Below are 24,465 nucleotides of genomic sequence, written 5' to 3' on the forward strand. Positions count from 1 at the left end.
ATATGATAGGTATTAGCAAATAGCAAGAGTATTTTTGCATGGTTCCGGGCTGCCCCAAGGTCGTTGTTTTATACCGCTGCGCCTGGTCGGGCGGGCTGGCGGCCATTGATTTGTTGCCATTCTACGCCTCGCCAGCGGCGCCGGGCAGCCCCAGGTAATTTCAGCGATAATGACAGACTGTCTACTCTGAAGCGAACGCCATCATGAATCCTGGCATGCTGTACGCCTCCCTCGCCTTCCTGTGCTGGGGTCTGTTCCCCCTGTATTTCCATGCCATCGACGACATCGCGCCGCAGGAAATCCTCGCCAACCGCATGGTCTGGTCGCTGCTGTTCCTCGGCGTGGTGCTGACCGTGCGCCGCCAGTGGAGCTGGCTGGGCAGCCTGCGCGGCCAGCCGAAGGTGGTGGCCGGCTTCGTCGCCAGCGCCTTCCTGTTGTCGGCCAACTGGTTCATCTATATCTGGGCCGTCAACAATGGCCATGTGGTCGATGCCAGTCTCGGCTACTTCATCACGCCGCTGATCAATGTCATGCTGGGTTTCCTGCTGCTGCACGAGCGCCTGCGCCGCCTGCAGTGGCTGGCCATCGCCCTGGCCGCCTGCGGCGTGGCCTGGCTCACCTGGCAGGCGGGCCAGGTGCCGTGGATCGCCCTGCTGCTGGCCGCCACCTTTGGCGGCTATGGCTTGCTGCGCAAGACGGCGTCGCTGGGCGCGCTGGAAGGCTTGTCATTCGAAACCCTGATTTTGTTCCCGCTGGCACTGGCCTACATGCTGTGGCTGGCGTGGCATGGCCAGAGCGGCTTCGTCAATACGGATTCGTCCGCCACGCGCGCCCTGCTGCTGGCGTCCGGCCCCATCACGGCCATTCCCCTGCTGCTGTTCGCCGCCGGCGCGCGGCGCCTGCCGCTGGCCGTGCTGGGCTTGCTGCAATACATCGCCCCCACGGGCCAGCTGCTGATCGGCGTGTGGGTCTTCCACGAAGCGTTCACCCCGGAGCGCATGCTGGGCTTCCTCGTCATCTGGACGGCGCTGGCCCTGTATGCGGCCGAGGGCCTGTGGACGGCCCGCCGCGCGCGCAGCGCCGCCTAGTCTTGCCCTGGCGCCCGTTTCCGCAGCGCGCAGCGCTGGCCGGAAGCTGGCGTTTACCGTATCCTGTCCGTCTTTGTATATCACCCGAGATTTCTAATGGCAAATTACGTCTACACCATGAATCGCGTGGGCAAAATCGTCCCGCCCAAGCGCCAGATTCTGAAAGATATTTCCCTCTCCTTCTTCCCAGGCGCGAAGATCGGCGTGCTGGGCCTGAACGGCTCCGGTAAATCGACGCTGCTGAAGATCATGGCAGGCATCGACACCGACATCCAGGGCGAAGCCGTGCCCATGCCGGGCCTGAACATCGGCTACCTGCCGCAGGAACCGCAGCTGGACCCGGAAAAGACCGTGCGCCAGGAAGTCGAATCGGGCCTGGGCGAAGTGTTTGAAGCGCAAGCCAAGCTGGAAGCCGTATACGCCGCGTACGCCGAGGAAGACGCCGATTTCGACGCCCTGGCCACGGAACAGGCGCGCCTGGAAGCGATCATTTCGACGTCCGACGGCGGCAATCTGAACCTGCAGCTGGAAATGGCCGCCGACGCGCTGCGCCTGCCGCCATGGGATGCCAAGGTCGGCGTGCTGTCCGGCGGTGAAAAACGCCGCGTGGCGCTGTGCAAGCTGCTGCTGTCGAAACCGGACATGCTGCTGCTTGACGAACCGACCAACCATCTGGATGCGGAATCGGTCGACTGGCTGGAACAATTCCTGCTGCGCTTCCCGGGCACCGTCGTCGCCATCACCCATGATCGCTACTTCCTCGACAACGCGGCAGAGTGGATCCTGGAGCTGGACCGCGGCAGCGGCATTCCATGGAAGGGCAATTACTCGACCTGGCTGGAGCAGAAGCAGGCCCGCCTGAAGCAGGAAGAGTCGACGGAATCGGCGCGCCAGAAGGCGCTGCAGAAGGAATTGGAATGGTCGCGCCAGAACCCGAAAGCGCGCCAGGCCAAGTCGAAGGCCCGCCTAGCCCGCTTCAACGAGCTGTCCGAGCACGAATACCAGAAACGCAACGAAACGCAGGAAATCTTCATTCCCGTGGCCGAACGCCTGGGCAATGACGTCATCGAGTTCAAGAACGTGTCGAAAGCGTTTGGCGACCGCCTGCTGATCGATAACCTGAGCTTTACCGTGCCGCCAGGCGCCATCGTCGGCATCATCGGCCCCAACGGCGCCGGTAAATCGACCCTGTTCAAGATGATCACCGGCAAGGAAACACCGGACAGCGGCGAAGTGGCCATCGGCCAGACGGCGCGCGTTTCCATCGTCGACCAGAACCGCGATTCGCTGGCCGACAACAAGTCCGTGTTCGAGGACGTCTCCGGCGGCGCCGACATGCTGACCGTGGGCCGCTTCGAAATGCCGTCGCGCGCCTACCTGGGCCGCTTCAACTTCAAGGGCTCGGACCAGCAGAAACTCGTGGGCAACCTGTCCGGCGGCGAACGCGGCCGTCTGCACCTGGCCAAGACGTTGTTGATGGGCGGCAACGTCCTGCTGCTCGATGAACCGTCGAACGATCTGGACGTGGAAACCTTGCGCGCGCTGGAAGATGCTCTGCTGGAATTTGCCGGCAGCGTGATGGTCATCTCGCATGATCGCTGGTTCCTCGACCGTATCGCCACGCACATCCTGGCCTTCGAAGGCAACTCGCAGGTCACCTTCTTTGACGGCAACTATCAAGAGTACGAAGCCGACAAGAAGAAACGCCTGGGCGAAGAAGGCGCGAAACCGAAGCGTATCCGCTACAAGCCTTTGACGACCTAAGTTTTACGTCTGGCCATGCAAAAAGGCAGTTACCTCGCGGTAACTGCCTTTTTTTTCAGCACAGTTCTTAAAACCGTAGCCAGCGGCAACGAGTTCTAGCCGAGAAACGCAACTGTGCCGAGGCACAGTGCGCATCGCAGGTCAAATCGCGCGGCGCAGCCGGTTTTTAGAAATTGTAGCGGGCGCCCAGTGCCAGGCCCGTAGCCTTGCGGCCCTGGTCGGCGCTCTTGCCGAAGTGTTCCACTTCCGCCGTCAGCGAGACTTTCTCGTTGATCGCGTACTGCGCACCGACGGAAGCGTACACGCCCGTCTTGTCATTGCCGCTGATGCCGGTCGACAGGCCGGTGCCGCTCAGGCTATTCTTGACCTTGGCCACGCCCAGCTTGCCGAACACGCCGACCTTGTCCGTCACGGGCATGGTGGCCTTGCCGGCCAGGTAGTAGCCGTGCGAATCGCTCTTCACCTTGCCATTGCCGGCGCTGGTGACATAGCTGTAATCCTTGCTGCCGAAATCGGCGTAGCCGCCCTCGATCGCCCAGGTTTTATCGAAATCGTAACCGGCGAAGACCTTGGCACCGGCCTTGTAGCCGCTGTGATTATCGGCGCTGGTGGCGCCAGGAATATCGAAGTTATAGCGGTTGCCCGTGATGCCGGCACCCACATAGGCGCCTTCGGCGTGCGCGGCGCTCATGCCGGTCAGTGCGGTAATGGAAGCGATCATTGCAAACAGGATTTTCTTTTTCATCATGTTCTCTCTTTCAATTAATGAATGGTGCCTGAATTCGCAGTTCAGCGAAGTGCGATGCATACACAATAACAGCCGAAAAAAGCTACGTCTTTCTCCATTCCGTAAGAACTGTGACAAGATGTAAGTCAACATTCCAAACTGACAATAACGACAAAATGCGCCCCGTTGAGCGAACTTAAGCTAGACTTAAGAGAACAATTGAATTTCAACGAAGAGGAGAGGTGCATGCACAAACGCCAGTTTCTCGCCGCCGCCCTGGCTGCCACCGCCCTGCCCGCCATTGGCTGGGCAGCCCCCACCGGCCCGCGTGGTCCAGCCCTGCTGACCGTGACGGGCAGCATCGACAAGCCGAACCGGGGTCCGTTCGACGCCGTGCGCGACCAGATGATGCACAAGCAAAAAATCAGCTTTGAGCGGGCGCGGGCGTTCGACTTCGCGGCGCTGGCGAACTTGCCGGCACGCACCATCCATCCCACGCTGGAATATGACGGCAAGGGACACGCCCTGCGCGGACCGCTACTGGTCGAGGTATTGAAGGCGGCCGGTGCGCCCGAGGAAGAGTCCGTGCGCCTGCTGCTGCGCGGCGTCGATGGCTATGCGGCGGCGCTGACCATGGCACAGGCGCGCGCGCAGCGTTTTATTGTCGCCACCCATCTCGACGGGCAGCCGATGGCGCTCGGCGGCCTGGGGCCGCTCTGGGCCATCCACGATGCGGACCGCATCGCGGCCGTGGCGGCCCTGCCGCTGGCCGAACGTTTCGCCAGTTGCCCGTGGGCCCTGTATCACATCGGTGTGGAGACGGCTTGAACTATCTACAACGCCAGGCAAGGCCGTAGCGAGCGGCGGTGAGGCCCGGCGCCCCCGCCGGCCTGAGAAGCGGCGCCGTGCGAATGCGCGCGGCCGCCGAGGCAGCGCATCGGCGGCCGCAAATCACGACGCGCGGTCGGTGTTGACAGGCGTTTAGGCGTAGGCTTCGGCCATCGACATGACGCGCGGCGCGATGGCGATGCCGTGTTCCTCGAACAGGGCCGTGATGGCCGCCAGGTTGTGCGTGCACTCGTCCGTCTTCCAGCCCTTGAAGATGTCCGTGCCATCCTTCTGGAAATGCAGGTCCAGCACCTTGCCCTGGTCCTTGTGCAGATAGGGCGAACTGTAGGTGTTTTCGTAGCCGAGCGCCTTCAGTTGTCCCAGCAAGGCATGCGGTGGATTGTCGGGGTCGGTGGCGAGGAACACGCCGAAGGTCTTGCCTGGCGGCTTGGCGGCGATATCGACTTCATAAATGCCGGGGGCCTTGCTGACGGACGTACTCTTTAAAAATAACATGCAACACTCCCTGCGCGTGGTGCCCTGCGCCGGAAACGGGCGGCAGGACAGGGGCGGTGCGCGATGATTCCCCTCATCAAATCTTATTGCCAATTTGCATCTTTGTCGACAAATCGGCACTTTTATTTGGTAAATCGTGGTTATCTTGTCGCGCCACCGGCTGTAAATTGCCAATAAATCTAGTTATCATTGCGCCAATACTCGGCCTGCTGCATACTTTTGGCTTGCGTCAAGATTGCCCCCGGCCCTATCGTCTGGGCCAAGATCCGCGCGCCCCTGGCCTGCCCCATACCCGTCTCCATGCGCCTTCTGTCGATCAAGTACCGCCTGCTGCTGCTCCTGACCCTGATCCTGGGGGCGGGCTTCCTCGCCACCAGCCTGGCCAGCTACCTGGCGTCGCGCGAGGCCATCGAACACGGCATCGCCGACCAGACCCTGCCCTTGACGGGCGACAATATCTATTCCGAAATCCAGAAAGACATGCTGCGCCCCGTCTTCATCTCCTCGCTGATGGCGCACGACACCTTCGTGCGCGACTGGATACTTGCCGGCGAACGCGATCCGGCGCAGATCGTGCGCTACCTGGCCGAAGTCAAGAAGAAGTACGGCGCCATCACCAGCTTTCTCGTCTCCGACAAGAGCAGCAAATACTATTACGCCGAAGGCACCCTGAAATCCGTCAGCCCGCAGGCGACGCGCGACATTTGGTACTACCGCGTGCGCGCCATGAACAAGACGGACTATGAAACGAATGTCGACGTCGACATGGCCAACCGCGACAGCATGACCATCTTCATCAACCACCGCGTGTATGACTACCATGGCCAGTTCATCGGCGCCACCGGCATCGGCCTGACCCTGGCCACCATGAGCCACATCATCGACCGCTACCAGGCGCGCTTCCACCGCAATATCTATTTTGTCGATGGCAGCGGCAACCTGGTCCTGGCGGGCAAGAGCATGCGCGATGGCCACGGCAATATCCGCAACCTGCCCGGCATCAGCGCCATCGCCGACCAGATCATCAACCACCAGAGCGCGCCGACACATCTGTCCTACCAGCTGGGGCGCGCGGAAATCCTCGTCAACTCGCGCTTCATTCCCGAACTGGGCTGGTACCTGGTGGTCGAGCAGAATGTCAGCGACGAGGTCAGGTCGCTGCAGCGCGTGTTCATCCTGAACCTGGCCATCAGCTTTGGCGTCACCCTGCTGGTACTGGTCCTGACCTTGCTGACGGTGAACCGCTACCAGCGCCGCATCGAGCGCATCGCTTCCACCGATGCGCTGACCGGCTTGCTGAACCGCCAGTCGCTGGAATTGCTGTTCCAGCGCGCCATGCTCCTGTCCAGGCGCCAGGCGCAGCCGATGTCGGCCATCCTCTTCGACATCGATTTCTTCAAGCGCGTCAACGATACCCACGGCCACCTGTGGGGCGACAAGGTCATTCGCGGCGTGGCCGACGTGGCGCGCGCCACCGTGCGCGAAAGCGACGTCATCACGCGCTGGGGCGGCGAGGAATACCTGGTATTGCTGAACAATTGCAGCCTGGCGCAGGCGCTGGAAGTGGCGGAAAACCTGCGTACCGCCGTCGAACGCCACGATTTCGGCATGCCGGCGCCGCACGTGCCCGTGACGATCAGCCTGGGCGTGGCCGAATACCGGCTGGACGAAAGCGAATCGGCCTTCTTTTCACGCGCCGACAGCGCCCTGTACCAGGCGAAACAGCATGGACGCAATGGCGTCCATGCGAGTTGAGTCACTCGCCGATTGACTGCGCGCGCTTGCGCCGGGCCAGCGCCTGCGTGGGCGCCACCAGAGACCGGTACAACTCGCCCGTGGCGGCATCCCATTGCTGCACCGCCTGCTGCTGGCGCGCCACGGTCGCCAGGTCGCCGCGCGCGATGGGGCCGGACAGTGCCGGGGCCGCGCCCAGGCGGAACACATTGGCCACCGCTTCCGTCACCAGGGGCTGCGCCAGTTCGCGCGCCACGGCTTCGGGGATGCCGGCCGCCTGGTAGGCGCGCAGGGCGGCATCGAGCACCGTCACCAGGTAATTGCTGGCAAACACGGCGGCGGCGTGGTACAGGGTCTTGGCGGCCGGATCGATGGGCACGGGACGCGCGCCGATGGCGATCAAGGCTGGCGTCAGGAAGGCCAGCGCCAGCGCATCGCCCTCCACGCCACAGAATGTGCCGTCAAACGTGGCGGCCACCTGTTGCGGGTCGGCAAAGCTGCGGATCGGGTGGGCGCTGGCCACCGATGCACCAGCCTGCGTGGCCGCCAGCAGCACGTTCGAGGCCAGCGCGCCGCTGCAGTGAAACACGATGGCGCCCGCCTGGCGTCCCTCGGCCACCAGCGCCGCGCAGGCCGCGCCGATCTGGTCGTCGGAGACAGCCAGCAGCGTGACATCGGCATGCCGCAAGGCCGCATAGCGGTCGACGGGCGTGCCGGCGCCGATGAAATCGACGGCCGATTGCGCCGAGGCCATCGAGCGCGTCAGTACGTCCTGCACCAGGATGTTTCCGCCATGCGTGCCGTCCACGCCGGCGAACAGGCGGCCCAGCACGCGGCCCACGTGGCCGGCGCCGATGATATTGAGGGTCACGTTCATGGCTGCCTAGAAGCTGGAACCGGGCTGGCGCAGGAATGCCACCTCTGGCGGCGTGGACGCGCGCCCGAGGATGGCGTTACGGTGCGGGAAGCGGCCAAAGCGGGCGATCACCTCCTGGTGGCGCACGGCATAATCGAGCATGCCGTCAAAACCCGGCTGCGCCTGCGACAGCAGCTGGAACAGTTCGACGGCGCGCGCCTGCATGGCCAGGTCTTCCGCATGCTCGAACGGCAGATACACAAAGGCGCGCAGCATCGGCGCCAGTTGCCGGTCAAGCCCCTGCTCCGTCATCGACACGGCCAGCGCCAGCGCCTGGGGGTCGCCGGCAAACGCGCGCGGCGTGCCGCGGTAGACATTGCGCGTCAACTGGTCGAGCACGATGAGGCGCGCCAGCGCGCCGTGCGGCGTCGCTTCCCAGTCGCGCAGGCCGCCATCGATGGCGGCATCGATCAGCGCGCCGAAACGGTCGCGTATCTGCGCATCGAAGCCGTCATCCTTGCGGAACCATGCCGCGCGGGCCTGGCCGTAGCCGGGCTCGTCCGGTGGCAAAAACCAGAAATCGAGTACTGCCTGCGCCTGCGTATCCATGCTCATCCTTGTCAACGTGCAACCTAGTTGCGGGCATGCGACAGCTGGAAGCCGGCGATGCCCTCGAAAGCGGCCAGTTCGGCCGACATGGCGGACAGGCTGGCGCCCGTGTTCTTGCCATGCGCGATGGCGACGAAGCGCCACTCCTGCATGCCGTCGGTGCTGCCGATGGTCAGCGAGCCGCCGGCGATATCGTAACCGCGCTTGGCGGCCATGCGCCGCAGCGCATCCTCGCGCGGAATGAAGTCGCGCTTGAAGCGCATGGTGATGGCCACGGCGTGGCGCGACGGCAGCCAGTTTTCCAGTTTCGACAGGAAAATCATCGCCATCGCGCACAGGAAGGCCAGCCCCATGGCCGACAGATAAAAGCCGATGCCGACCATGATGCCGATCACGGACGAGGCCCAGATCGAGGCGGCCGTCGTCAGGCCGCTGATGTTGAAGCCCTCGCGCATGATGACGCCGGCGCCGAGGAAACCCACGCCCGTGACGATGCCCTGGATGACGCGCGTCGGATCGCTGCCGACGATGGCGCCATGGCCGCCGTACCAGAACTCGGGGTAGCCGCCCAGCACCGTCAGCGCTGCCGAGGCCATGCAGACAAGGCTGTAAGTGCGCATGCCGGCCGCGCGGCCGTGATACGAGCGCTCGTAACCCACCAGCAAGCCCAGCAGCAGCGCGCCCAGCATGTTCAGCAGGATCACGCCATTCGTCGCCAGCTCGGCCGGCGACCAGTAAGCGCGCAGGAAGTCGATGGTTGGCATGCTAAGGTTTTTTTGTCAGCTGCTTTTCAAACGCCACATCGAGCTTGCTGACGCGGCGCGCCTTTTGCGGCCCCAGGCCATTGACGAAGGCGACAAAGGCGTCGAGTTCCAGCGGCGGGCACAGAGGCGGCAAGCCGGGGCCCTCCGTGAGGAAGAACAGTTCGTCGCCGGTGCGCGCCATCGTGTACAGGCGGTTGCCGCTGCGTTCCTTGAGCCGCTCGATGGCGGAGGTGGCACGGGTCGAGCGCATCAGATGGCTCCCGTGCGCTGTTCCAGCCACGCCAGCGCGTCACCGGACAACAGCGGCGACAGGCGCGCGCGCACGGTGGCGTGGTAGTCGTTCAGCCAGGCCGCCTCGTCGTCGCGCAGCAGCGCACGTTCCACGCAGCGCGTGTCGATCGGGCACAGGGTCAATGTTTCGAAGCGCAGGAATTCGCCGAACGGCGTCGTCCCCGCGGCTACGTTGAGCACCAGATTCTCGATGCGGATGCCCCATTGGCCGGGGCGGTAGATGCCCGGCTCGACGGAGGTGATCATGCCCGGCTCCATGGCCGTCTGCGGCTCCGGCATGGCGGACTGGGAAATCGACTGCGGCCCCTCGTGCACGTTGAGGAAGAAGCCCACGCCATGGCCCGTGCCGTGGCCGAAGTCGATGCCCTCGGCCCACAGCGGCGCGCGGGCAATGGCGTCGAGCATCGGCGACTTCACGCCGCGCGGGAACTGCGCGCGCGACAGGGCGATCATGCTGCGCAAGACCAGCGTGAAATCGCGCTTGTGCTCTGCCGTGATGCTGCCGACGGGGACCACGCGCGTGATGTCCGTGGTGCCGCCCAGGTACTGACCGCCCGAGTCGATCAGCAGCAAGCCGTCGCCCTCGATGGTGGCGGCCGAATCCGCATGGGCGTGGTAATGCATGATGGCGCCATGCGCATTGAAGCCGGCGATGGTGCCGAAACTGGGGCTGACGAAATGCGCGCGGCGCGCGCGGGCGGCCGTCAGGTGCTCGTCGACGCCGATTTCCGTCAATGGCGCGCGCTGCGGGTTTGCCAGGGTGGCATCGAGCCAGCTGAAAAACTCGCACAGGGCGGCGCCATCGTGCTCCATGGCGGCGCGCACGTGGGCTGCCTCGGCGTCCGTCTTGCGCGACTTGGCAAACGTGGTGGGATTGATGGCTTCCACCACGCGCACCGGCTCTGGCACGGCCTGGCGCGTGCCGAACGTGATGCGGCGCGGGTCGAGCAGCAGGGTGGCGCTGGCGGGCAAGGCGGCCAGCGCGGCTCCCGCGCGCTCATACGCGGCCACGTCCACGCCCTGCGCTTCCAGGCTGGCGCGCAGGGCCGCCGGCAGCTTGCCGTCGGCGACGAACAGGGTGGCGCGTTCCGGCCCCACCAGCGCGTGGGCGAGGAAGACGGGGTTGTAGTTGACGTCGGCGCCGCGCAGGTTGAACAGGTAGGCGATATCGTCCAGCGTGGAAATCACATGATGGCTGGCGCCGTGCGCGGCCATGCTGGCGCGCAGGGCCGCCAGTTTTTCCGTGCGCGACAGCGATGGATAGGCCGCCGCATGTTCATACACGGGCGCGGTGGGCATGGCAGGACGACCCGGCCACACGGCTTGCAGCAGGTCGATATCGGTGCGCAGGATCACGTGCGCGCCCAGCGCCTGTTGCAGCAGGCGCGCATTGGCCAGGCCCAGCACGGCGCCATCGACGGCCACCGTCTGCCCCGGCAGCATGGTCTCGCCCAGCCAGTCGATATACAGCACGCTGGCGCCGGACGGGATTTTCTTCAGGACGATGCCGCTGCCGGCCAGTTCCGTCTCCGCCTGCTCCCAATAGCGGCCATCGGTCCACACGCCGGCAAACTCCTGCGTGACGACCAGGGTGCCGACGGACCCCGTAAAGCCCGACAGCCACTCGCGGCCCTGCCAGCGGGCCGGCAGGTACTCGGACAAATGCGGGTCGGCCGACGGCACGATGCAGGCGTCGATGTTCTGCGCGCGCATGGCGCCGCGCAGTTGCGACAAACGGGAGGCGGGAGTGGCTTGGTCAGGTGTCTGCATGGGGACGAAAAGAGCGGTGCTGGGAAGCGCCTATGATACCCCGATTAGCCCGGGTAAGGCACTGCGCATGGCGAGCGCCTTCCCGGCCCTGGCTATGCGCGTCTGGCCAGGGCTTTTTCCGCCGGCTTCAGATTGCGCTCAAGTTTTTTGCGTATGCCCGCGTGACGCACCTGCGCCAGCGCCGTGCGCAGGGCTTCCACGCTTGCCGGCGTGGGGATGGTTTCCACGCCATGGCCCAGGGCCATGGCCAGCGACTGCGATGGCGCGCTCCTGGCCGTGCCGGGCGCCACGCATGCCTGCGGCAGCAAGGTGGCGATGACGGGCGCAAACCAACCCTCATCGCGGTAGGACGCCACACGCGCGGCGCGCGCCAGCACGCCGGAATCGGCCGTGGCAAAGGCCGCGTCGGCAACATACGGCAGCTGGCCGGCATGGATGGCGTCGAGGTGCCGCGCCGCTTCCTCCAGGATGGCGCGCGAAAACTCCGCATACGCGACGTCATCGGCCAGCACTTGCGCGGGATCGTCTGCGCCGATGTCGTCGCGGCTCCAGTGCCCGCAATGCGGCGAGCGGGCCAGCGCCAGCAGCGAGGCATCGCACAGCTGCGGCAGCAAGGCCAGTTCGCGCAGGGTCAGCGGCATCGGCAGCAGGGCGTGGCGCGCCCGCATGGCCGCGTCCAGCCGCGCCAGCGCCTTGGCGCCGGCCAGGCGCGCCTGCAGGAACGACTGGTAGTGCTGCTCGGTCAGGCGCTTCATTTCGTCCATCGACACATCACTCTCCATCATCGGCCTCGTAGCGGCGCAAGCCTTCCAGGTCCAGCACGCGGATGCCGCCGTAATCGAGGCGCAGCAAGCCTTTCTTTTCCAGCACCTGCAAGGCCTGGTTGGCGCGCTGGCGCGAGGAGCCGGACAACAGGCCGATCTCCTCCTGCGACAGCTGCACCAGCGTCTCCACGCCCGGGTACAGGTGCGAATTGAACATCGACGCCAGGCAGCGTGCCACGCGCGTGTTCAGGTCGAGCAGGCGCTCGTTTTCCACCATGCCGATGAACTGTCCCAGGCGCTCGTTCAGCTGCATCAGCAAAAAGCGCGTAAATGGCAGGCTCGTTTCCAGCAGCCAGTGGAAGGTGGCGCCGGGCAGGCGCGCCACGCGCGTGTCGCGCAGGGCCATGGTGTCGTATTTGCGGATCTCGTTTTTCAGCAGCGAACCTTCGCCGAACCAGCTGCCGGGCGGCACGCCGATGAAGGTCATGGCCTTGCCGGAAGCGGAAAAATTATTCATCTTGACCATGCCGCTGATGACGCCGATCCAGTTGTCCACCGGTTCGCCCTTGCGGCACACAAAGCCGCCTTTCGGCACGAAGGTTTCAAACACATCCGCCTCGACCCGGGCCATTTGCACGGGATCGAGCAGCTGCGCCCAGTTGGCCGCGCGCACGGCATCCTTGAGGCTGATATCAGGATTGGTCATTGTGCGATGCACCATCGAAAAGTGGGTAAATGTCCCCGAAAAGACAACTTGGCAAACTAACGCAAGCTACTATCATTGCACAAACGCCTTACACATAAAAAACACAGAGCGCCATCCAACGAGGTGGGGCCTGAGACAAGCAACAGGGAGACACTGGTGCAAACGCATACCACAGCAACAATGCCGACTTTTCCGCGGCGCTTATTGCAACACGGGACGGTACGATCCGACAAGCCCGCATTTCGCGAAAAACACCTGGGCATCTGGCAAACCTGGACCTGGCTGGAAGTCAACGACGAGGTGCGCGCGCTGGCCTGCGGCCTGGCCGCCATCGGCTTCCAGCGCGGCATGAACCTGGCCATCATCGGCGACAACCGTCCCCGCCTCTACTGGGCCATGCTGGCCGCGCAGAGCCTGGGCGGCGTACCGGTGCCACTGTATCAGGACGCGCCGGCCGCCGACATGGCCTACGTGCTGCAGGATGCGGAAATCCGCTACGCCATCGTCGAAGACCAGGAGCAGGTCGACAAGCTGCTCGAACTCCAGGCACTGTATCCGCACGTGGCCCACATCGCCTACGACGATGAACGGGGCATGCGCCACTACCGCCAGCCCGAACTCATTTCCTTTGCCGGCCTGCAGGCGCTGGGGCGGGTCTACGACCGCGAACATCCGGGCTTTTACGAGGCATCCGTGGAGGCAGGCCGTGGCAGCGACTCGGCCGTCATCCTGTACACCTCGGGCACCACGGGCAAACCCAAGGGCGTATGCCAGAGCCACACGGCGCTGCTGGCCGCCGGCGAAGGCGGCGTGGCCTTCGACCAGCTCACCGACAACGAAGACATCCTGTCCTACCTGCCCATGGCCTGGGTCGGCGACTGCCTGTTCTCGCTGGCGCAGGCCATGGTGGCCGGCTTCACCGTCAACTGCCCCGAATCGGGCGACACGGTGATGATCGACATGCGCGAAATCGGCCCCACCTGCTATTTCGCGCCGCCGCGCGTGTTCGAGAACATGCTCACCAGCGTGATGATACGCATGGAAGATGCGAGCGCCATCAAGCGCCGCATGTTCAGCCACTTCATGGACGTGGCCAAGCGCTGCGGCGCGCAGATTTTGGATGGCAAGCCAGTCTCGCTGGCCGACCGCCTCAGTTATCAACTGGGCGACATCCTCGTCTACGGCCCCCTGAAAAACGTGCTGGGACTGACGCGCGTGCGCGTCGCCTACACGGCCGGCGCCGCCATCGGCCCCGACCTGTTCCGCTTCTACCGCTCGATCGGCGTCAACCTCAAGCAATTGTACGGTTCCACCGAAACCTGCGCCTATGTATGCTTGCAACCGGACGGCAATATCAAGTTCGACAGCGTCGGCCTGCCGGCGCCGGGCGTGGAAGTGAAACTGGCGCACAACGGCGAAGTGCTTGTCAAGTCGCAGGCGACCATGAGCGGCTACTTCAAGCGCCCCGACGCGACGAGCGAAGTGATCGACGCGGACGGCTATTTCCACACGGGCGACGCGGGCGTCTTCGACAGCGAAGGCCACCTGAAAATCATCGACCGCGCGGCCGACGTGGGCAAGATGAACTGCGGCGCCATCTTCGCGCCGAACTACATCGAAAACAAGCTCAAGTTCTTCCCCTTCATCAAGGAAGTGGTGGCCTTCGGCCATGCGCGCGACCAGGTCTGCGCCTTCATCAACATCGACATCGAAGCTGTCGGCAACTGGTCCGAGCGGCGCGGCATCGCCTATTCCGGCTACACCGACCTGGCGGCCCGCGCCGAGACGTATGGCCTGATCCGCAACTGCATCGAGCAAGTCAACGCCGAACTGGCGGCCGACCCGCTGATGGACCGCACGCAGGTGCACCGCTTCCTGGTGCTGCACAAGGAACTCGATCCGGACGACGACGAGCTGACCCGCACGCGCAAGGTGCGCCGCAAATTCATCGCCGAAAAATACGCGGTGCTGATCTCTGCCCTGTATGAGGGCAAGGCGACGCAATACATCGAGACCCAGGTGAAATTCGAGGATGGCCGCACCGGTTCGACCAGCGCCGACCTGCAGATCTGGGACAGCAAAACGTATCCGGCCCTGGGCGCGGCCGCATGATGGAGCACAGCACGATGCAAATGAACGAACCCGATGTCCATTTCGGCACGGCCCGCAAGACCGGCCCCGTGATCCTGGACCTGAAGAATATCTCGCTGTCGTTCGGCGGCGTGAAGGCGCTGACCGACATTTCCTTCGACGTCAGGCAGCATGAAATCCGCGCCATCATCGGCCCGAACGGCGCCGGCAAAAGCTCGATGCTCAACGTGATCAACGGCGTGTACCGCCCGCAGCAGGGCGAGATCATCTACCGCGGCGAACACCGGCGCGGCATGGATTGCTACCAGGCCGCCAAGTCCGGCATCGCGCGCACCTTCCAGAACATCGCCCTGTTCAAGGGCATGACGGTGCTCGACAACATCATGACGGGACGTAACCTGAAGATGAAGTCGAACTTCCTGCTGCAGGCCCTGTACTGGGGACCGGCGCGGCGCGAGGAAATCGAGCACCGCAAGAAGGCCGAGGAAATCATCGACTTCCTGGAAATCCAGGCGATCCGCAAGACGCCCGTGGGACGATTGCCGTACGGCCTGCAAAAGCGCGTGGAACTGGGCCGCGCGCTGGTGGCCGAGCCGGAAATCCTGCTGCTCGATGAACCGATGGCCGGCATGAACGTGGAAGAAAAACAGGACATGTGCCGCTTCATCCTCGACGTCAACGACCAGCTGGGTACGACCATCGTGCTGATCGAGCACGACATGGGCGTGGTGATGGATATCTCCGACCGCGTGGTGGTGCTCGACTACGGCAAGAAGATCGGCGACGGCACGCCCGACGAGGTGCGCAGCAACCAGGATGTCATCAACGCCTATCTCGGCGTGGCGCACTAGACGAGGAATAGCCATGAATATCAATTTTTTCTTTGAAGTGCTGATCGGCGGGCTGCTGTCGGGCGTCATGTACGCACTGGTGGCGATCGGCTTCGTCCTGATCTACAAGGCCTCGGGCGTGTTCAACTTCGCGCAGGGCGCGATGGTGTTCTTTGCCGCCCTCACCTGCGTCGGCATCATGGACAAGTTCGGCCTGTCGCTGTGGCTGGCCATCCCGCTGACGATGGTGACCATGATAGCGCTGGGCATGGCGATCGAACGGGTGGTCCTGCGCCCGCTCGTCAACCAGCCCGAAATCACGCTGTTCATGGCCACCATCGGCCTGACCTTCTTCATCGAAGGCCTGGCGCAGCTGATGTGGGGCTCGCAGGTGCACAAGCTGGACCTGCCGATCGAGGACGTGCCGATGCAGTTCCTGATGGACCACTTCGACATCAACATCTCGCAGTTCGACATGGTGGCGGCCGCCGTCTGCGCGCTGCTGGTCATTTGCCTGGCCCTGCTGTTTTCGAAGACCAAGGTGGGCCGCGCCCTGCGCGCCGTCGCCGACGACCACCAGGCGGCGCTGGCCGTGGGCATCCCGCTGCAGCGCATCTGGGCCGTCGTGTGGGGCGTGGCGGGCCTGGTGGCTCTGGTGGCAGGCTTGCTGTGGGGCGCCCGCAACGGCGTGCAGTTCGCCCTCACCTTCGTCGCCCTGAAGGCGCTGCCGGTGCTGATCCTCGGCGGCTTTACCTCGGTGCCGGGCGCCATCGTCGGCGGCCTGATCATCGGCGCCTCGGAAAAGCTGGCCGAAGTCTACATCGGCCCCATGGTCGGCGGCGGCATCGAAGGCTGGTTCCCGTATGTGCTGGCCCTGCTGTTCCTGCTGGTGCGTCCGGAAGGCCTGTTCGGCGAGAAGATCATCCGGCGAATATAACGCCACCGTAACAGTATCGTAGGTCGGGTTAGCGCATGGCGCGTAACCCGACAACAGCCAAAACAGCCAAAACAGCCAGCAAAGGACACGCCATGATTTACCGTGAAGCAGGACAATTCAAGACCAGCTACCAGGCCGACAACCAGATCTTCCCGATCCGGCAAGACCGCCTGGCACTGACGGCCACGCTGCTCGCCGCCGTCTTCCTCCTGCCGTATTTCGCCACGCCTTACATCCTGTCGGCGATCATGATTCCCTTCCTGATCTTCGCCCTGGCCGCGCTGGGCCTGAACATCCTGACCGGCTACGCGGGCCAGCTGTCGCTGGGCACGGCCGCCTTCATGGCCGTCGGCGCCTTCGCCTCGTATAACTTCATGGCGCGCCTGCCGGGACTGCCGCTGCTGGTGTCGTTCATCCTGGGCGGCCTGTGCGCGGCCATGGTCGGCATCGCCTTCGGCCTGCCCTCGCTGCGCATCCGCGGCTTCTACCTGGCCACTTCGACGCTGGCGACGCAGTTCTTCGTCGTCTGGTGCCTGACCAAGATCCCCTACCTGACGAACTACAGCTCGTCGGGCGTGATCACGGTGCAGAAAATGACCATCCTCGGCTACCAGTTCGACACGCCGCAGAGCAAATACATCCTGGTGCTGGCCATCGTCGCCGTCATGGCCCTGCTGGCCAAGAACATGATCCGCTCGAACGTGGGACGCTCGTGGATGGCCGTGCGCGACATGGACATGGCGGCCGAGGTGATCGGTTTCCGCCTGATGCGCACCAAGCTGCTGGCGTTTGCCGTCAGCTCCTTCTATTGCGGCGTGGCCGGCGCCCTGTATGCGTATGCCTACCTGGGCACGGTGGAGCCGGAAGCGTACAACCTGGACCTGTCCTTCCGCATCCTGTTCATGATCATCATCGGCGGCGTCGGTTCCATCCTCGGCTCCTTCCTCGGCGCGGCCTTCATCGTGCTGCTGCCCGTGTTCCTGAACATCGTCGCCCACGGCCTGTCGCTGCCCACCAGCGTGGCCTCGAACCTGGAACTGATGGTGTTCGGCGCGCTGATCATCTTCTTCCTGATCGTCGAGCCGCACGGCCTGGCCAGGCTGTGGCAGATCGCGAAAGAGAAACTGCGCCTGTGGCCCTTCCCGCATTAGAAATTTGTACCTTGCAGTCCGATGTCGGTTCACTTGAATACCAAATAAAACAAGAGGAGACACAATGAAACACATCAAATCGCTCATGCTGGCCACCGCCATCGCCAGTGCCGCACTCACCATCGCCGGCAGCGCCCAGGCACAGGCGAAGGAACAGTACATCGCCCTACCTTCGTACCGCGTGGGTCCGTACGCGGCCGGCGGTTCGGGCTTCTATGGCGGCATCATCGACTACTTCAACCTGGTCAACCAGGCCGGCGGCGTGAATGGCGTCAAGATCAGCTGGGAAGAATGCGAGACCGAATACAACCCTTCGCGCGGCGTCGAGTGCTATGAACGCCTGAAAACCAAGCAGGGCGGCGCGACCCTGGTGGAAACCCTGTCCACCGGCGTCGCCTACGGCATTCTGGACCGCGTGGCGCAGGACAAGATCCCCATGACCATGATCGGCTACGGCCGCTCGGATGCCGCCAACGGCAAGGTCTTCCCCTATGTGTATCCGCTGATCTCGAGCTACTGGAGCCAGGCGGCCGCCATGATCAAGTATCTGGGCGACAAGGATGGCGGCATGGACAAGCTGAAAGGCAAGAAGATCGTCCACCTGTACCACGATTCGGCCTTCGGCAAGGAACCGCTGCCCGTGCTGGAAGCGCTGTCCAAGCAGTACGGCTTCGAGCTGATCAAGATTCCCGTCGCGCCGCCGGGCAGCGAACAGCAATCGCAATGGCTGCAGATCCGCCAGGCCAAGCCTGACCACGTGATCCTGTGGGGCTGGGGCGTGATGAATTCCGTCGCCATCAAGACGGCGCAGCGCAACGGCTTCCCGCGCGACAAGATGCTGGGCGTGTGGTGGGCCGGTTCCGAGGAAGACACGATTCCATCGGGCGACGCGGCCAAGGGCTACACGGCGATGAGCTTCAATACGCCGGGCAACTACCCCGTGCTCGACGATATCCGCAAGAAGCTGTACGCCAGCGGCAAGGGCAACCTGGCCGACCAGGCGCGCATCGGCTCCGTCTACCACATGCGCGGCGTGACGGCCGGCATCCTGTGGGTGGAAGCGATCCGCGTGGCGCAGGAAAAATTCGGCAAGGGCAAGCCCATCACGGGCGAACAGATGCGCTGGGGCCTGGAAAACCTGAACGTCGACGATGCGCGCCAGAAGGCCGTCGGCGCGCTGGGCATGTTCCCCACCGTGAAAACCAGCTGCGACGACCATGAAGGCTCGGGCGCCGTGAAGGTGCAGCAGTGGGATGGCAAGAAGTGGACCGCCATCACGCCGAAATGGATCGTCGGCGACAAGGCCCTGGTGCGCAAGCTGGTCGAGGAATCGTCGGCCAAGTATGCGGAAGAGAAGAAGATCACGCCCGCTTGCATGAAGTAAGCGGCTTGCGGGGTGGTGTCGGATTGCGCGCAGGGCGCTCATCCGGCCTACCGAGATACATCGTAGGTCGGATCAGGCCGCAGGCCGTAATCCGACAAGCCAACACCCTATGAAAACGAAGCAGCCATGATACCCACTGCCACGCAAGCCCCGGTCAAGGCGGACGCGCCGCCGCCCTACCTGTCGGTCAACAATATCGAAGTCATCTACGACCACGTGATCCTCGTCTTGAAGGGCGTGTCGTTGCAAGTGCCACAAGGCAAGATCGTCGCGCTCCTGGGCGCGAACGGCGCCGGCAAGTCGACCACCCTGAAAACCATCTCGACCCTGCTGCGCGGCGAGCGCGGCGACGTCACCAAGGGCGAAGTCCAGTTCAAGGGCGAGCGCGTGGACCAGCTGACGCCGAACGAACTGGTCAAGCGCGGCCTGTCGCAGGTGATGGAAGGGCGCCACTGTTTCGGCCACCTGACGATCGAGGAAAACCTGCTGACGGGCGCCTACACGCGCAGCCTGTCGCGCGGCGAGCTGAAGGACGCGCTGGAAAAGGTCTACCACTACTTCCCGCGCCTGAAAACCCGCCGCAGCAGCCAGGCCGGCTATACCTCGGGCGGCGAACAGCAGATGTGCGCCATCGGCCGCGCGCTGATGGCCAAGCCGTCGATGATTTTGCTCGACGAACCATCGATGGGCATCGCGCCGCAGATCGTCGAAGAGATCTTCGGCATCGTCAAGGACCTGAATCACAAGGAAAACGTCTCCTTCCTGCTGGCCGAACAGAACACCAACGTGGCCCTGCGCTACGCCGACTTCGGCTACATCCTGGAAAACGGCCGCGTCGTGATGGAAGGCCAGGCGCAGGAACTGGCCAGCAACGAGGACGTCAAGGAGTTTTACCTGGGCGTGTCCAGCGCCGGGCGCAAGAGCTTCCGCGACATGAAGTTCTACCGCCGCCGCAAGCGCTGGCTGGCCTGACGCAGGAGGGACGGCATGGACCTGGAACGGGCGAAGCGGGTCTGCCGCGGCTTTCCCGGCGCGACAGAAGACATCAAATGGAGCAACGTGCTGGCGTTTTCCGTCGGTGGCAGGCTGTTCGCGCTGTGCGGCGCGGAAGCGCACAGCACGCGCGGCATGAGCTTCAAGGTCGATGCCGAACGCTTCCTGGAATTGACGGACTGCCCCGGCATCCGCCCGGCGCCGTACCTGGCGCGGGCCAAATGGGTGCATATCGCCAGCCCCGATGCGCTCGACGACGCCGAAATGGCCGCCCTGCTGCATCGCTCATACAGCCTGATTTTTGCCAGGCTGACGAAAAAACTGCAACGTGACATTGGAGAATCCGCAACATGACCGATACGCTCGACAGTCTGGAGGCACGCGCCCCCGAAGCACGCGAACGCGAATTGATGGCCGGCCTGCCGCAGCTGATCGCGCGCGCGCAAAAGGCGCCGGGCTGGGCCCGCATTCTCGACGGCGTCAATGCAGCCGACATCACGAGTCGCGCCGCGCTGGCGCAGCTGCCCGTGACGCGCAAATCCGACCTCAAGCAGCTGCAGCACGGCGCGCTGCCCTTCGGCGGCCTGAACACGACACCCAAGAACGCCCTGTCGCGCGTGTTCGTCTCGCCCGGCCCCATCTTCGATCCGGAAGGCCGGGGGCCCGACTGGTGGCGCTTCGCGCGGCCCATGTACGCGGCCGGCGTGCGCGCCGGCGGCTTGCTGCAGAATTGTTTTTCCTACCATTTCACGCCGGCCGCCTTCATGGTCGAAGGGGGCGCCGCGCGCATCGGCTGCACCGTCATCCCGGCCGGCATCGGCCAGACGGAAATGCAGGTGCAGGCGATGGCGGACCTCAAGCCCGACACGTACATCGGCACGCCGTCGTTTTTAAAACTGATCATCGAGAAGGCGCGCGAGATGGGCGCCGACATCAGCAGCGTCAGGAATGCCGTGATGGGCGCCGAAGCGCTGCCCGAATCCTTGCGCAGCTGGTTCGCCGCCAACGGCGTGCCGCACGTGTTCCAGACCTATGCCTCGGCCGATATCGGCAGCATCGCCTATGAAACGGCCAGCAACGGCAAGCTCAATCCGGGCATGGTCATCGACGAGAACGTACTGCTGGAAATCGTCCATCCGGGCAGCGGCATCCCCGTCGCCCCCGGCGAAGTGGGCGAAGTGGTGGTCACCGTCTTCAACGCCGACTACCCGCTGATCCGCTTCGCCACGGGCGACCTGTCGGCCGTGCTGACGGACGCCCCCGCCTCGCCGTGCGGCCGCACGAATACGCGCATCAAGGGCTGGATGGGGCGCGCCGACCAGACCACCAAGGTGCGCGCCATGTTCGTGCACCCGTCGCAGGTGCACGAAATCGCGCGCCGCCACCCGCAGATCAGGAAGGCGCGGCTGGTGGTGTCGGGACGCATGGCCAACGACGAGATGACTTTGCATTGCGAAGTCGCCGATCCGCTTGACGCCAGCGGCGTGGAAGCCATCATCGGCTCGATCCGCGAACTGACCAAGCTGCGCGGCGACGTCGTGCTGGTGGCGCTGGGCAGCCTGGCGCAAGATGGCAAGGTCATCGACGATATCCGCGATTACAGTTAGTTCGCTGGCACGCTGATGGCGTTTGCGGGATAATACCGGCATTCATCATCAGCCCCATTCATCGCCATGCAAGAGTCCATGCAAGAATTTCATCACAACCGTGCCCGCGACCTGATCAAGAACGCGGAACTGCTGTTCGACCAAGATACCGTGCAGGCGTCGATCACGCGCATGGCCGAGGTACTCAACACGCGCTTCAACGCCGACGATTCCAAGGAATTCCCGCTGGTGCTGGGCGTGATGGGTGGTGCCGTCGTGTTTACGGGCAACCTGCTGCCGCAGCTGAGCTTTCCGCTCGAGTTCGACTACATCCATGTGAGCCGCTATGGCGACGACGACAAGGGTGGCGAAGTGGTGTGGAAAGTCATCCCCCGCTCGAACGTGGCGGGCCGCACGGTGATCGTGCTCGACGATATCCTCGATGAAGGCGAAACCCTGGCGCACGTCAAGCAGCGCCTGCTGGACATGGGCGCCTCGGAAGTGATCCTGGCCGTGTTTGCCGACAAGGCCATCGGCAAGAAAAAGCCCGTGCAGGCGGACATCGTCGGCCTGGTGATCCCGAACCGCTTCGTCGTCGGCTTCGGCATGGATGCGTACGGCTACTGGCGCAACCTGCCGGGCCTGTGGGCCATCAAGCCCGAGGACTTGAAGCAGGAGTGATTCATGATGGTAGTCGGATTACGCTGCGCTAATCCGACCTGCGCCACCAGGTTCGAGTAGGTCGGATTGGCGCGCAGCGCGTCATCCGACATCCTCACCAACGTTACAGCTTCAGGCGCGCGCGCGCCGCAGCGTATTCCGCCTTCAGGCGCTCCACCATCTCGGCCACCGTCGGCACGTCGTCCATCAAGCCCACGCCCTGGCCGGCGCCCCAGATATCGCGCCAGGCCTTGGCGCTGCCCGAACCGAAATTCATCGCGCTCTTGTCCGCTTCAGGCAAGGCTTCCGGATCGAGTCCGGCCGCTTCTATCGATTTCTTCAGGTAATTGCCGTGCACGCCCGTAAACAGGTTCGTGTAGACGATGTCCGCTGCGGCGGAATCGACGATGGCATCGCGGTAGCTGTCGCTGACGTTCGATTCCTTGGTCGCCAGCCAGCGCGAACCGATGTAGGCGAAATCGGCGCCCATCGCCTGCGCGGCCAGCACGGCGTCGCCCGTGGCGATGGCGCCGGACAGCGCCAGCGGGCCGTCGAAGAATTTGCGCACTTCGCCCACCAGCGCGAATGGCGACAGGGTGCCTGCATGGCCGCCGGCGCCGCTGGCCACCAGGATCAGGCCATCGACACCCGCTTCCAGCGCCTTCTTCGCGTGGCGGATCGAAATCACGTCATGCAGCACGATGCCGCCATAGCTGTGGATGGCGTCGAGCATTTCCTTGGGCGGCGCGCGCAGCGAGGAAATGATGATGGGGACCTGGTGCTTGACGCAGACTTCCACGTCATGCGCGAGGCGGTCGTTCGACTGGTGCACGATCTGGTTGACGGCGATCGGTCCCACCTTTTTATCCGGATTGGCGGCCTGGAAGGCGGCCAGTTCGGCCTGCAGCTCCGTGAGCCAGGTGTCGAGCAGTTCGGCGGGACGCGCGTTCAGGGCCGGAAAGGAACCGACGATGCCGGCCTTGCACTGCGCCGCGACGAGGGCCGGGCCGCTGGCGATGAACATCGGCGACGCGATAACGGGTAAGGAGAGGTTTTGCAACGCTGCAGGCAGTGCCATGGCGGACTCGCTGGAAAGTTGATCGGACGTGAGAGACACACTGAACGTTGATTATAGTGCAGAAAAAGTACGATCGTGCTGAATTTAATCGGGTACCGCGCTAACCGTCGTTAAGCAGGTACTCACCCTCGACGCGTGCCGCTGCAGCCCTGAGCAACTGCGATACGGCCCATTCGGCCAGCGCGGCCGCTTCCTGGCGCAGGAAGCGCCGGTTGGCCTCTTCGAAGATGGGCATGCCGCGCAACAGGGCCGGTATCTCGGCCAGGGCGATGCGCTGGCGTTCCAGCAGCAGGAATTTCAGCAGGACCTTGACGGCATTCTGCGCATTGCGCACGGGGTCGGACGCCAGGTAGTCAAGGCGCGAATAGGCGCGCTGCAGGGCGCCGGCGGCGTCCTGGAATGGCCGTCCGTGGCCGGGAATGACGACGCGCACGTCCAGACCGGCGATCAGGTCCAGGGTGGCGCGCGCTTCAGGAAAGCCGGAGCCGCCGTCGAGCTCCGGGAAGATCACGCCGAAGCCGTTTTCCCACAGCGCGTCGGCGGAAATCAGGATGCCTTCCTGGGCACAGTAAAAGATCAATGAGTGCGGGTCATGGCCGGGCGCGCCCAGCGCTTGCCAGCGCAGGTCGGCCAGGGTGAAGGTGTCGCCCGGCGAGACGGTGGCGTCGAAGCCGAAGCGCGGGCATTGCTGGCCCGTGGCCTGGAAGCTCAGGGCATCGACATCCCACGCGCGCACCTTGTCCGCTTCCGACGCGGGAATGGCCGTATGGCAGCCATACTCGGCTTGCAGCAGCGCGTTGCCGCCGCAATGGTCGGAGTGCAGATGGGTGTTGAACAGGCGCTCCAGCGGGCGGCCGGCCAGGCTGTGGCGCAGCAGGGCCAGGGTTTGCGGCGCATGCGTGACATAGCCGCTGTCGATCAGGGCCGTGTCGTGCGTCCCCTGCAGCAGGATGTTATTCGACGACAGCCAGCCGCGCTCAAACACCTGAATGGAATCGGGGAACAGCGCTGGCGATCGCGGCATGGGCGTCCTCAGTAGTCGGGCTCGAAATCGAGCAGGGATACACGGCCCGGCAGCTGGGCCCACACAGCGCGCTTGAAGTCGTCGTCGGCCTTGCTCCAGGCGATGATCTCGTCGAGCGTGCGCAGGCAGCCCTCGCACAGGCCGCTGTTGCGGTTCATCTTGCAGAGGCTGACGCAGGGCGACGGCACCGGCGACGGCAGGGGGAGCGGAACGGCTGGCGGGGTATCGACCATCATGGAGCGGCATCGGTAAACGTGTAGGCGTTCATTATGCCGCGAAAGCGGCGCGGCGAGGCGGCCAAGCAACACGACAAT

25 protein-coding genes are annotated in these 24,465 nt (G+C 64.1%); 13 read left to right on the forward strand and 12 right to left on the reverse strand.

Annotation, left to right across the window (positions count from 1 at the left end):
- Positions 1-203 precede the first annotated feature (203 nt).
- On the forward strand, positions 204-1,088 hold the full coding sequence (gene rarD / locus O0880_RS18130; protein WP_071325849.1) for an EamA family transporter RarD: 885 nt from the start codon (positions 204-206) through the stop codon (positions 1,086-1,088).
- 96 nt (positions 1,089-1,184) lie between these two features.
- A complete protein-coding gene (gene ettA / locus O0880_RS18135; protein ID WP_071325850.1) occupies positions 1,185-2,852 on the forward strand; it encodes an energy-dependent translational throttle protein EttA in 1,668 nt (555 codons plus the stop codon).
- A 166-nt stretch (positions 2,853-3,018) separates the two neighbouring features.
- Here ettA and O0880_RS18140 read toward each other — a convergent pair whose 3' ends face one another.
- Positions 3,019-3,600, reverse strand: a complete 582-nt coding sequence (locus O0880_RS18140) for a porin family protein (RefSeq protein WP_289887906.1) — start codon at positions 3,598-3,600, stop codon at positions 3,019-3,021.
- A 225-nt stretch (positions 3,601-3,825) separates the two neighbouring features.
- On the opposite strand from O0880_RS18140, the gene O0880_RS18145 reads away from it, so the two are divergent.
- Positions 3,826-4,407 carry a molybdopterin-dependent oxidoreductase gene (locus tag O0880_RS18145; protein WP_289887907.1) on the forward strand — a complete coding sequence of 194 codons (582 nt, stop codon included), beginning with the start codon at positions 3,826-3,828 and terminating at the stop codon, positions 4,405-4,407.
- Between the two features lie 153 nt (positions 4,408-4,560).
- Here O0880_RS18145 and O0880_RS18150 read toward each other — a convergent pair whose 3' ends face one another.
- Positions 4,561-4,923: a hypothetical protein gene (locus O0880_RS18150; RefSeq protein WP_071325853.1), complete on the reverse strand. Its 363-nt coding sequence runs from the start codon at positions 4,921-4,923 to the stop codon at positions 4,561-4,563.
- Between the two features lie 219 nt (positions 4,924-5,142).
- Between O0880_RS18150 and O0880_RS18155 the strand changes: the two genes are divergently transcribed.
- Positions 5,143-6,678 carry a sensor domain-containing diguanylate cyclase gene (locus tag O0880_RS18155; RefSeq protein WP_289887908.1) on the forward strand — a complete coding sequence of 512 codons (1,536 nt, stop codon included), beginning with the start codon at positions 5,143-5,145 and terminating at the stop codon, positions 6,676-6,678.
- Position 6,679: 1 nt separating this feature from the next.
- On the opposite strand, the gene O0880_RS18160 is transcribed toward O0880_RS18155, so the two are convergent.
- The 7 genes from O0880_RS18160 to O0880_RS18190 form a co-directional block, all read right to left on the reverse strand.
- Complete coding sequence (locus tag O0880_RS18160; RefSeq protein WP_289887909.1) at positions 6,680-7,534, reverse strand: Rossmann-like and DUF2520 domain-containing protein; 855 nt, start codon at positions 7,532-7,534, stop codon at positions 6,680-6,682.
- A 6-nt stretch (positions 7,535-7,540) separates the two neighbouring features.
- On the reverse strand, positions 7,541-8,128 hold the full coding sequence (locus O0880_RS18165; protein ID WP_289887910.1) for a DUF924 family protein: 588 nt from the start codon (positions 8,126-8,128) through the stop codon (positions 7,541-7,543).
- A 17-nt stretch (positions 8,129-8,145) separates the two neighbouring features.
- Positions 8,146-8,886 carry an MgtC/SapB family protein gene (locus tag O0880_RS18170; RefSeq protein WP_071325857.1) on the reverse strand — a complete coding sequence of 247 codons (741 nt, stop codon included), beginning with the start codon at positions 8,884-8,886 and terminating at the stop codon, positions 8,146-8,148.
- 1 nt (position 8,887) lies between these two features.
- Positions 8,888-9,136: a hypothetical protein gene (locus O0880_RS18175; protein WP_071325858.1), complete on the reverse strand. Its 249-nt coding sequence runs from the start codon at positions 9,134-9,136 to the stop codon at positions 8,888-8,890.
- Positions 9,136-10,947: an aminopeptidase P family protein gene (locus O0880_RS18180; protein WP_289887911.1), complete on the reverse strand. Its 1,812-nt coding sequence runs from the start codon at positions 10,945-10,947 to the stop codon at positions 9,136-9,138. The genes O0880_RS18175 and O0880_RS18180 overlap by 1 nt, the downstream gene beginning before the upstream one ends.
- A 92-nt stretch (positions 10,948-11,039) precedes the next feature.
- Positions 11,040-11,732, reverse strand: coding sequence for a hypothetical protein (locus O0880_RS18185; protein WP_289887913.1), 693 nt, complete (start codon positions 11,730-11,732; stop codon positions 11,040-11,042).
- Positions 11,719-12,342: a Crp/Fnr family transcriptional regulator gene (locus O0880_RS18190; RefSeq protein WP_227742159.1), complete on the reverse strand. Its 624-nt coding sequence runs from the start codon at positions 12,340-12,342 to the stop codon at positions 11,719-11,721. Before O0880_RS18190 ends, O0880_RS18185 begins: the two co-directional genes overlap by 14 nt.
- 255 nt (positions 12,343-12,597) lie before the next feature.
- Between O0880_RS18190 and O0880_RS18195 the strand changes: the two genes are divergently transcribed.
- The 9 genes from O0880_RS18195 to O0880_RS18235 all read left to right on the forward strand — a co-directional run bounded on the left by O0880_RS18195 (position 12,598) and on the right by O0880_RS18235 (position 22,070).
- Positions 12,598-14,529, forward strand: coding sequence for an AMP-binding protein (locus O0880_RS18195; protein WP_289887914.1), 1,932 nt, complete (start codon positions 12,598-12,600; stop codon positions 14,527-14,529).
- A gap of 14 nt (positions 14,530-14,543) precedes the next feature.
- Positions 14,544-15,359 (forward strand): ABC transporter ATP-binding protein, encoded by an 816-nt coding sequence (locus O0880_RS18200; RefSeq protein WP_071326766.1) that lies wholly within the window; start codon positions 14,544-14,546, stop codon positions 15,357-15,359.
- Between the two features lie 19 nt (positions 15,360-15,378).
- Positions 15,379-16,275 carry a branched-chain amino acid ABC transporter permease gene (locus O0880_RS18205; protein ID WP_198044010.1) on the forward strand — a complete coding sequence of 299 codons (897 nt, stop codon included), beginning with the start codon at positions 15,379-15,381 and terminating at the stop codon, positions 16,273-16,275.
- 92 nt (positions 16,276-16,367) lie between these two features.
- Positions 16,368-17,426, forward strand: a complete 1,059-nt coding sequence (locus O0880_RS18210) for a branched-chain amino acid ABC transporter permease (RefSeq protein ID WP_289887916.1) — start codon at positions 16,368-16,370, stop codon at positions 17,424-17,426.
- Positions 17,427-17,490: 64 nt separating this feature from the next.
- Positions 17,491-18,810, forward strand: coding sequence for an ABC transporter substrate-binding protein (locus O0880_RS18215; RefSeq protein WP_071325865.1), 1,320 nt, complete (start codon positions 17,491-17,493; stop codon positions 18,808-18,810).
- Positions 18,811-18,936: 126 nt separating this feature from the next.
- On the forward strand, positions 18,937-19,782 hold the full coding sequence (locus O0880_RS18220) for an ABC transporter ATP-binding protein (protein ID WP_071325866.1): 846 nt from the start codon (positions 18,937-18,939) through the stop codon (positions 19,780-19,782).
- Positions 19,783-19,797: 15 nt separating this feature from the next.
- Positions 19,798-20,157: an MmcQ/YjbR family DNA-binding protein gene (locus O0880_RS18225; RefSeq protein ID WP_289887918.1), complete on the forward strand. Its 360-nt coding sequence runs from the start codon at positions 19,798-19,800 to the stop codon at positions 20,155-20,157.
- Positions 20,154-21,410: an AMP-binding protein gene (locus O0880_RS18230; protein ID WP_071325868.1), complete on the forward strand. Its 1,257-nt coding sequence runs from the start codon at positions 20,154-20,156 to the stop codon at positions 21,408-21,410. Before O0880_RS18225 ends, O0880_RS18230 begins: the two co-directional genes overlap by 4 nt.
- Positions 21,411-21,488: 78 nt before the next feature.
- Complete coding sequence (locus O0880_RS18235; RefSeq protein ID WP_071325869.1) at positions 21,489-22,070, forward strand: hypoxanthine-guanine phosphoribosyltransferase; 582 nt, start codon at positions 21,489-21,491, stop codon at positions 22,068-22,070.
- A 103-nt stretch (positions 22,071-22,173) separates the two neighbouring features.
- Here the strand turns inward: O0880_RS18235 and O0880_RS18240 are convergent, their stop codons facing one another.
- The 3 genes from O0880_RS18240 to O0880_RS18250 all read right to left on the reverse strand — a co-directional run bounded on the left by O0880_RS18240 (position 22,174) and on the right by O0880_RS18250 (position 24,384).
- A complete protein-coding gene (locus O0880_RS18240) occupies positions 22,174-23,127 on the reverse strand; it encodes a nitronate monooxygenase family protein (protein WP_289887919.1) in 954 nt (317 codons plus the stop codon).
- Positions 23,128-23,227: 100 nt separating this feature from the next.
- Positions 23,228-24,151, reverse strand: coding sequence for an MBL fold metallo-hydrolase (locus O0880_RS18245; RefSeq protein ID WP_289887920.1), 924 nt, complete (start codon positions 24,149-24,151; stop codon positions 23,228-23,230).
- An 8-nt stretch (positions 24,152-24,159) separates the two neighbouring features.
- The gene (locus O0880_RS18250) at positions 24,160-24,384 is read right to left on the reverse strand and encodes a DUF1289 domain-containing protein (RefSeq protein ID WP_071326767.1); all 225 of its coding nucleotides are present in this window, start codon (positions 24,382-24,384) and stop codon (positions 24,160-24,162) included.
- Positions 24,385-24,465 lie beyond the last annotated feature (81 nt).

Source organism: Janthinobacterium sp. SUN118, assembly GCF_030397695.1.
GTDB lineage: Bacteria > Pseudomonadota > Gammaproteobacteria > Burkholderiales > Burkholderiaceae_D > Janthinobacterium.

Excerpts from the sequence above, each read along its gene's own strand:
- rarD (WP_071325849.1), top strand. The coding sequence starts at position 204 with ATGAATCCTGGCATGCTGTACGCCTCCCTCGCCTTCCTGTGCTGGGGT.
- ettA (WP_071325850.1), top strand. The coding sequence starts at position 1,185 with ATGGCAAATTACGTCTACACCATGAATCGCGTGGGCAAAATCGTCCCG.
- O0880_RS18140 (WP_289887906.1), bottom strand. The coding sequence starts at position 3,600 with ATGATGAAAAAGAAAATCCTGTTTGCAATGATCGCTTCCATTACCGCA.
- O0880_RS18145 (WP_289887907.1), top strand. The coding sequence starts at position 3,826 with ATGCACAAACGCCAGTTTCTCGCCGCCGCCCTGGCTGCCACCGCCCTG.
- O0880_RS18150 (WP_071325853.1), bottom strand. The coding sequence starts at position 4,923 with ATGTTATTTTTAAAGAGTACGTCCGTCAGCAAGGCCCCCGGCATTTAT.
- O0880_RS18160 (WP_289887909.1), bottom strand. The coding sequence starts at position 7,534 with ATGAACGTGACCCTCAATATCATCGGCGCCGGCCACGTGGGCCGCGTG.
- O0880_RS18165 (WP_289887910.1), bottom strand. The coding sequence starts at position 8,128 with ATGAGCATGGATACGCAGGCGCAGGCAGTACTCGATTTCTGGTTTTTG.
- O0880_RS18170 (WP_071325857.1), bottom strand. The coding sequence starts at position 8,886 with ATGCCAACCATCGACTTCCTGCGCGCTTACTGGTCGCCGGCCGAGCTG.
- O0880_RS18175 (WP_071325858.1), bottom strand. The coding sequence starts at position 9,136 with ATGCGCTCGACCCGTGCCACCTCCGCCATCGAGCGGCTCAAGGAACGC.
- O0880_RS18180 (WP_289887911.1), bottom strand. The coding sequence starts at position 10,947 with ATGCAGACACCTGACCAAGCCACTCCCGCCTCCCGTTTGTCGCAACTG.
- O0880_RS18185 (WP_289887913.1), bottom strand. The coding sequence starts at position 11,732 with ATGATGGAGAGTGATGTGTCGATGGACGAAATGAAGCGCCTGACCGAG.
- O0880_RS18190 (WP_227742159.1), bottom strand. The coding sequence starts at position 12,342 with ATGGCCCGGGTCGAGGCGGATGTGTTTGAAACCTTCGTGCCGAAAGGC.
- O0880_RS18195 (WP_289887914.1), top strand. The coding sequence starts at position 12,598 with ATGCCGACTTTTCCGCGGCGCTTATTGCAACACGGGACGGTACGATCC.
- O0880_RS18200 (WP_071326766.1), top strand. The coding sequence starts at position 14,544 with ATGCAAATGAACGAACCCGATGTCCATTTCGGCACGGCCCGCAAGACC.
- O0880_RS18210 (WP_289887916.1), top strand. The coding sequence starts at position 16,368 with ATGATTTACCGTGAAGCAGGACAATTCAAGACCAGCTACCAGGCCGAC.
- O0880_RS18215 (WP_071325865.1), top strand. The coding sequence starts at position 17,491 with ATGAAACACATCAAATCGCTCATGCTGGCCACCGCCATCGCCAGTGCC.
- O0880_RS18220 (WP_071325866.1), top strand. The coding sequence starts at position 18,937 with ATGATACCCACTGCCACGCAAGCCCCGGTCAAGGCGGACGCGCCGCCG.
- O0880_RS18225 (WP_289887918.1), top strand. The coding sequence starts at position 19,798 with ATGGACCTGGAACGGGCGAAGCGGGTCTGCCGCGGCTTTCCCGGCGCG.
- O0880_RS18230 (WP_071325868.1), top strand. The coding sequence starts at position 20,154 with ATGACCGATACGCTCGACAGTCTGGAGGCACGCGCCCCCGAAGCACGC.
- O0880_RS18235 (WP_071325869.1), top strand. The coding sequence starts at position 21,489 with ATGCAAGAATTTCATCACAACCGTGCCCGCGACCTGATCAAGAACGCG.
- O0880_RS18240 (WP_289887919.1), bottom strand. The coding sequence starts at position 23,127 with ATGGCACTGCCTGCAGCGTTGCAAAACCTCTCCTTACCCGTTATCGCG.
- O0880_RS18245 (WP_289887920.1), bottom strand. The coding sequence starts at position 24,151 with ATGCCGCGATCGCCAGCGCTGTTCCCCGATTCCATTCAGGTGTTTGAG.
- O0880_RS18250 (WP_071326767.1), bottom strand. The coding sequence starts at position 24,384 with ATGGTCGATACCCCGCCAGCCGTTCCGCTCCCCCTGCCGTCGCCGGTG.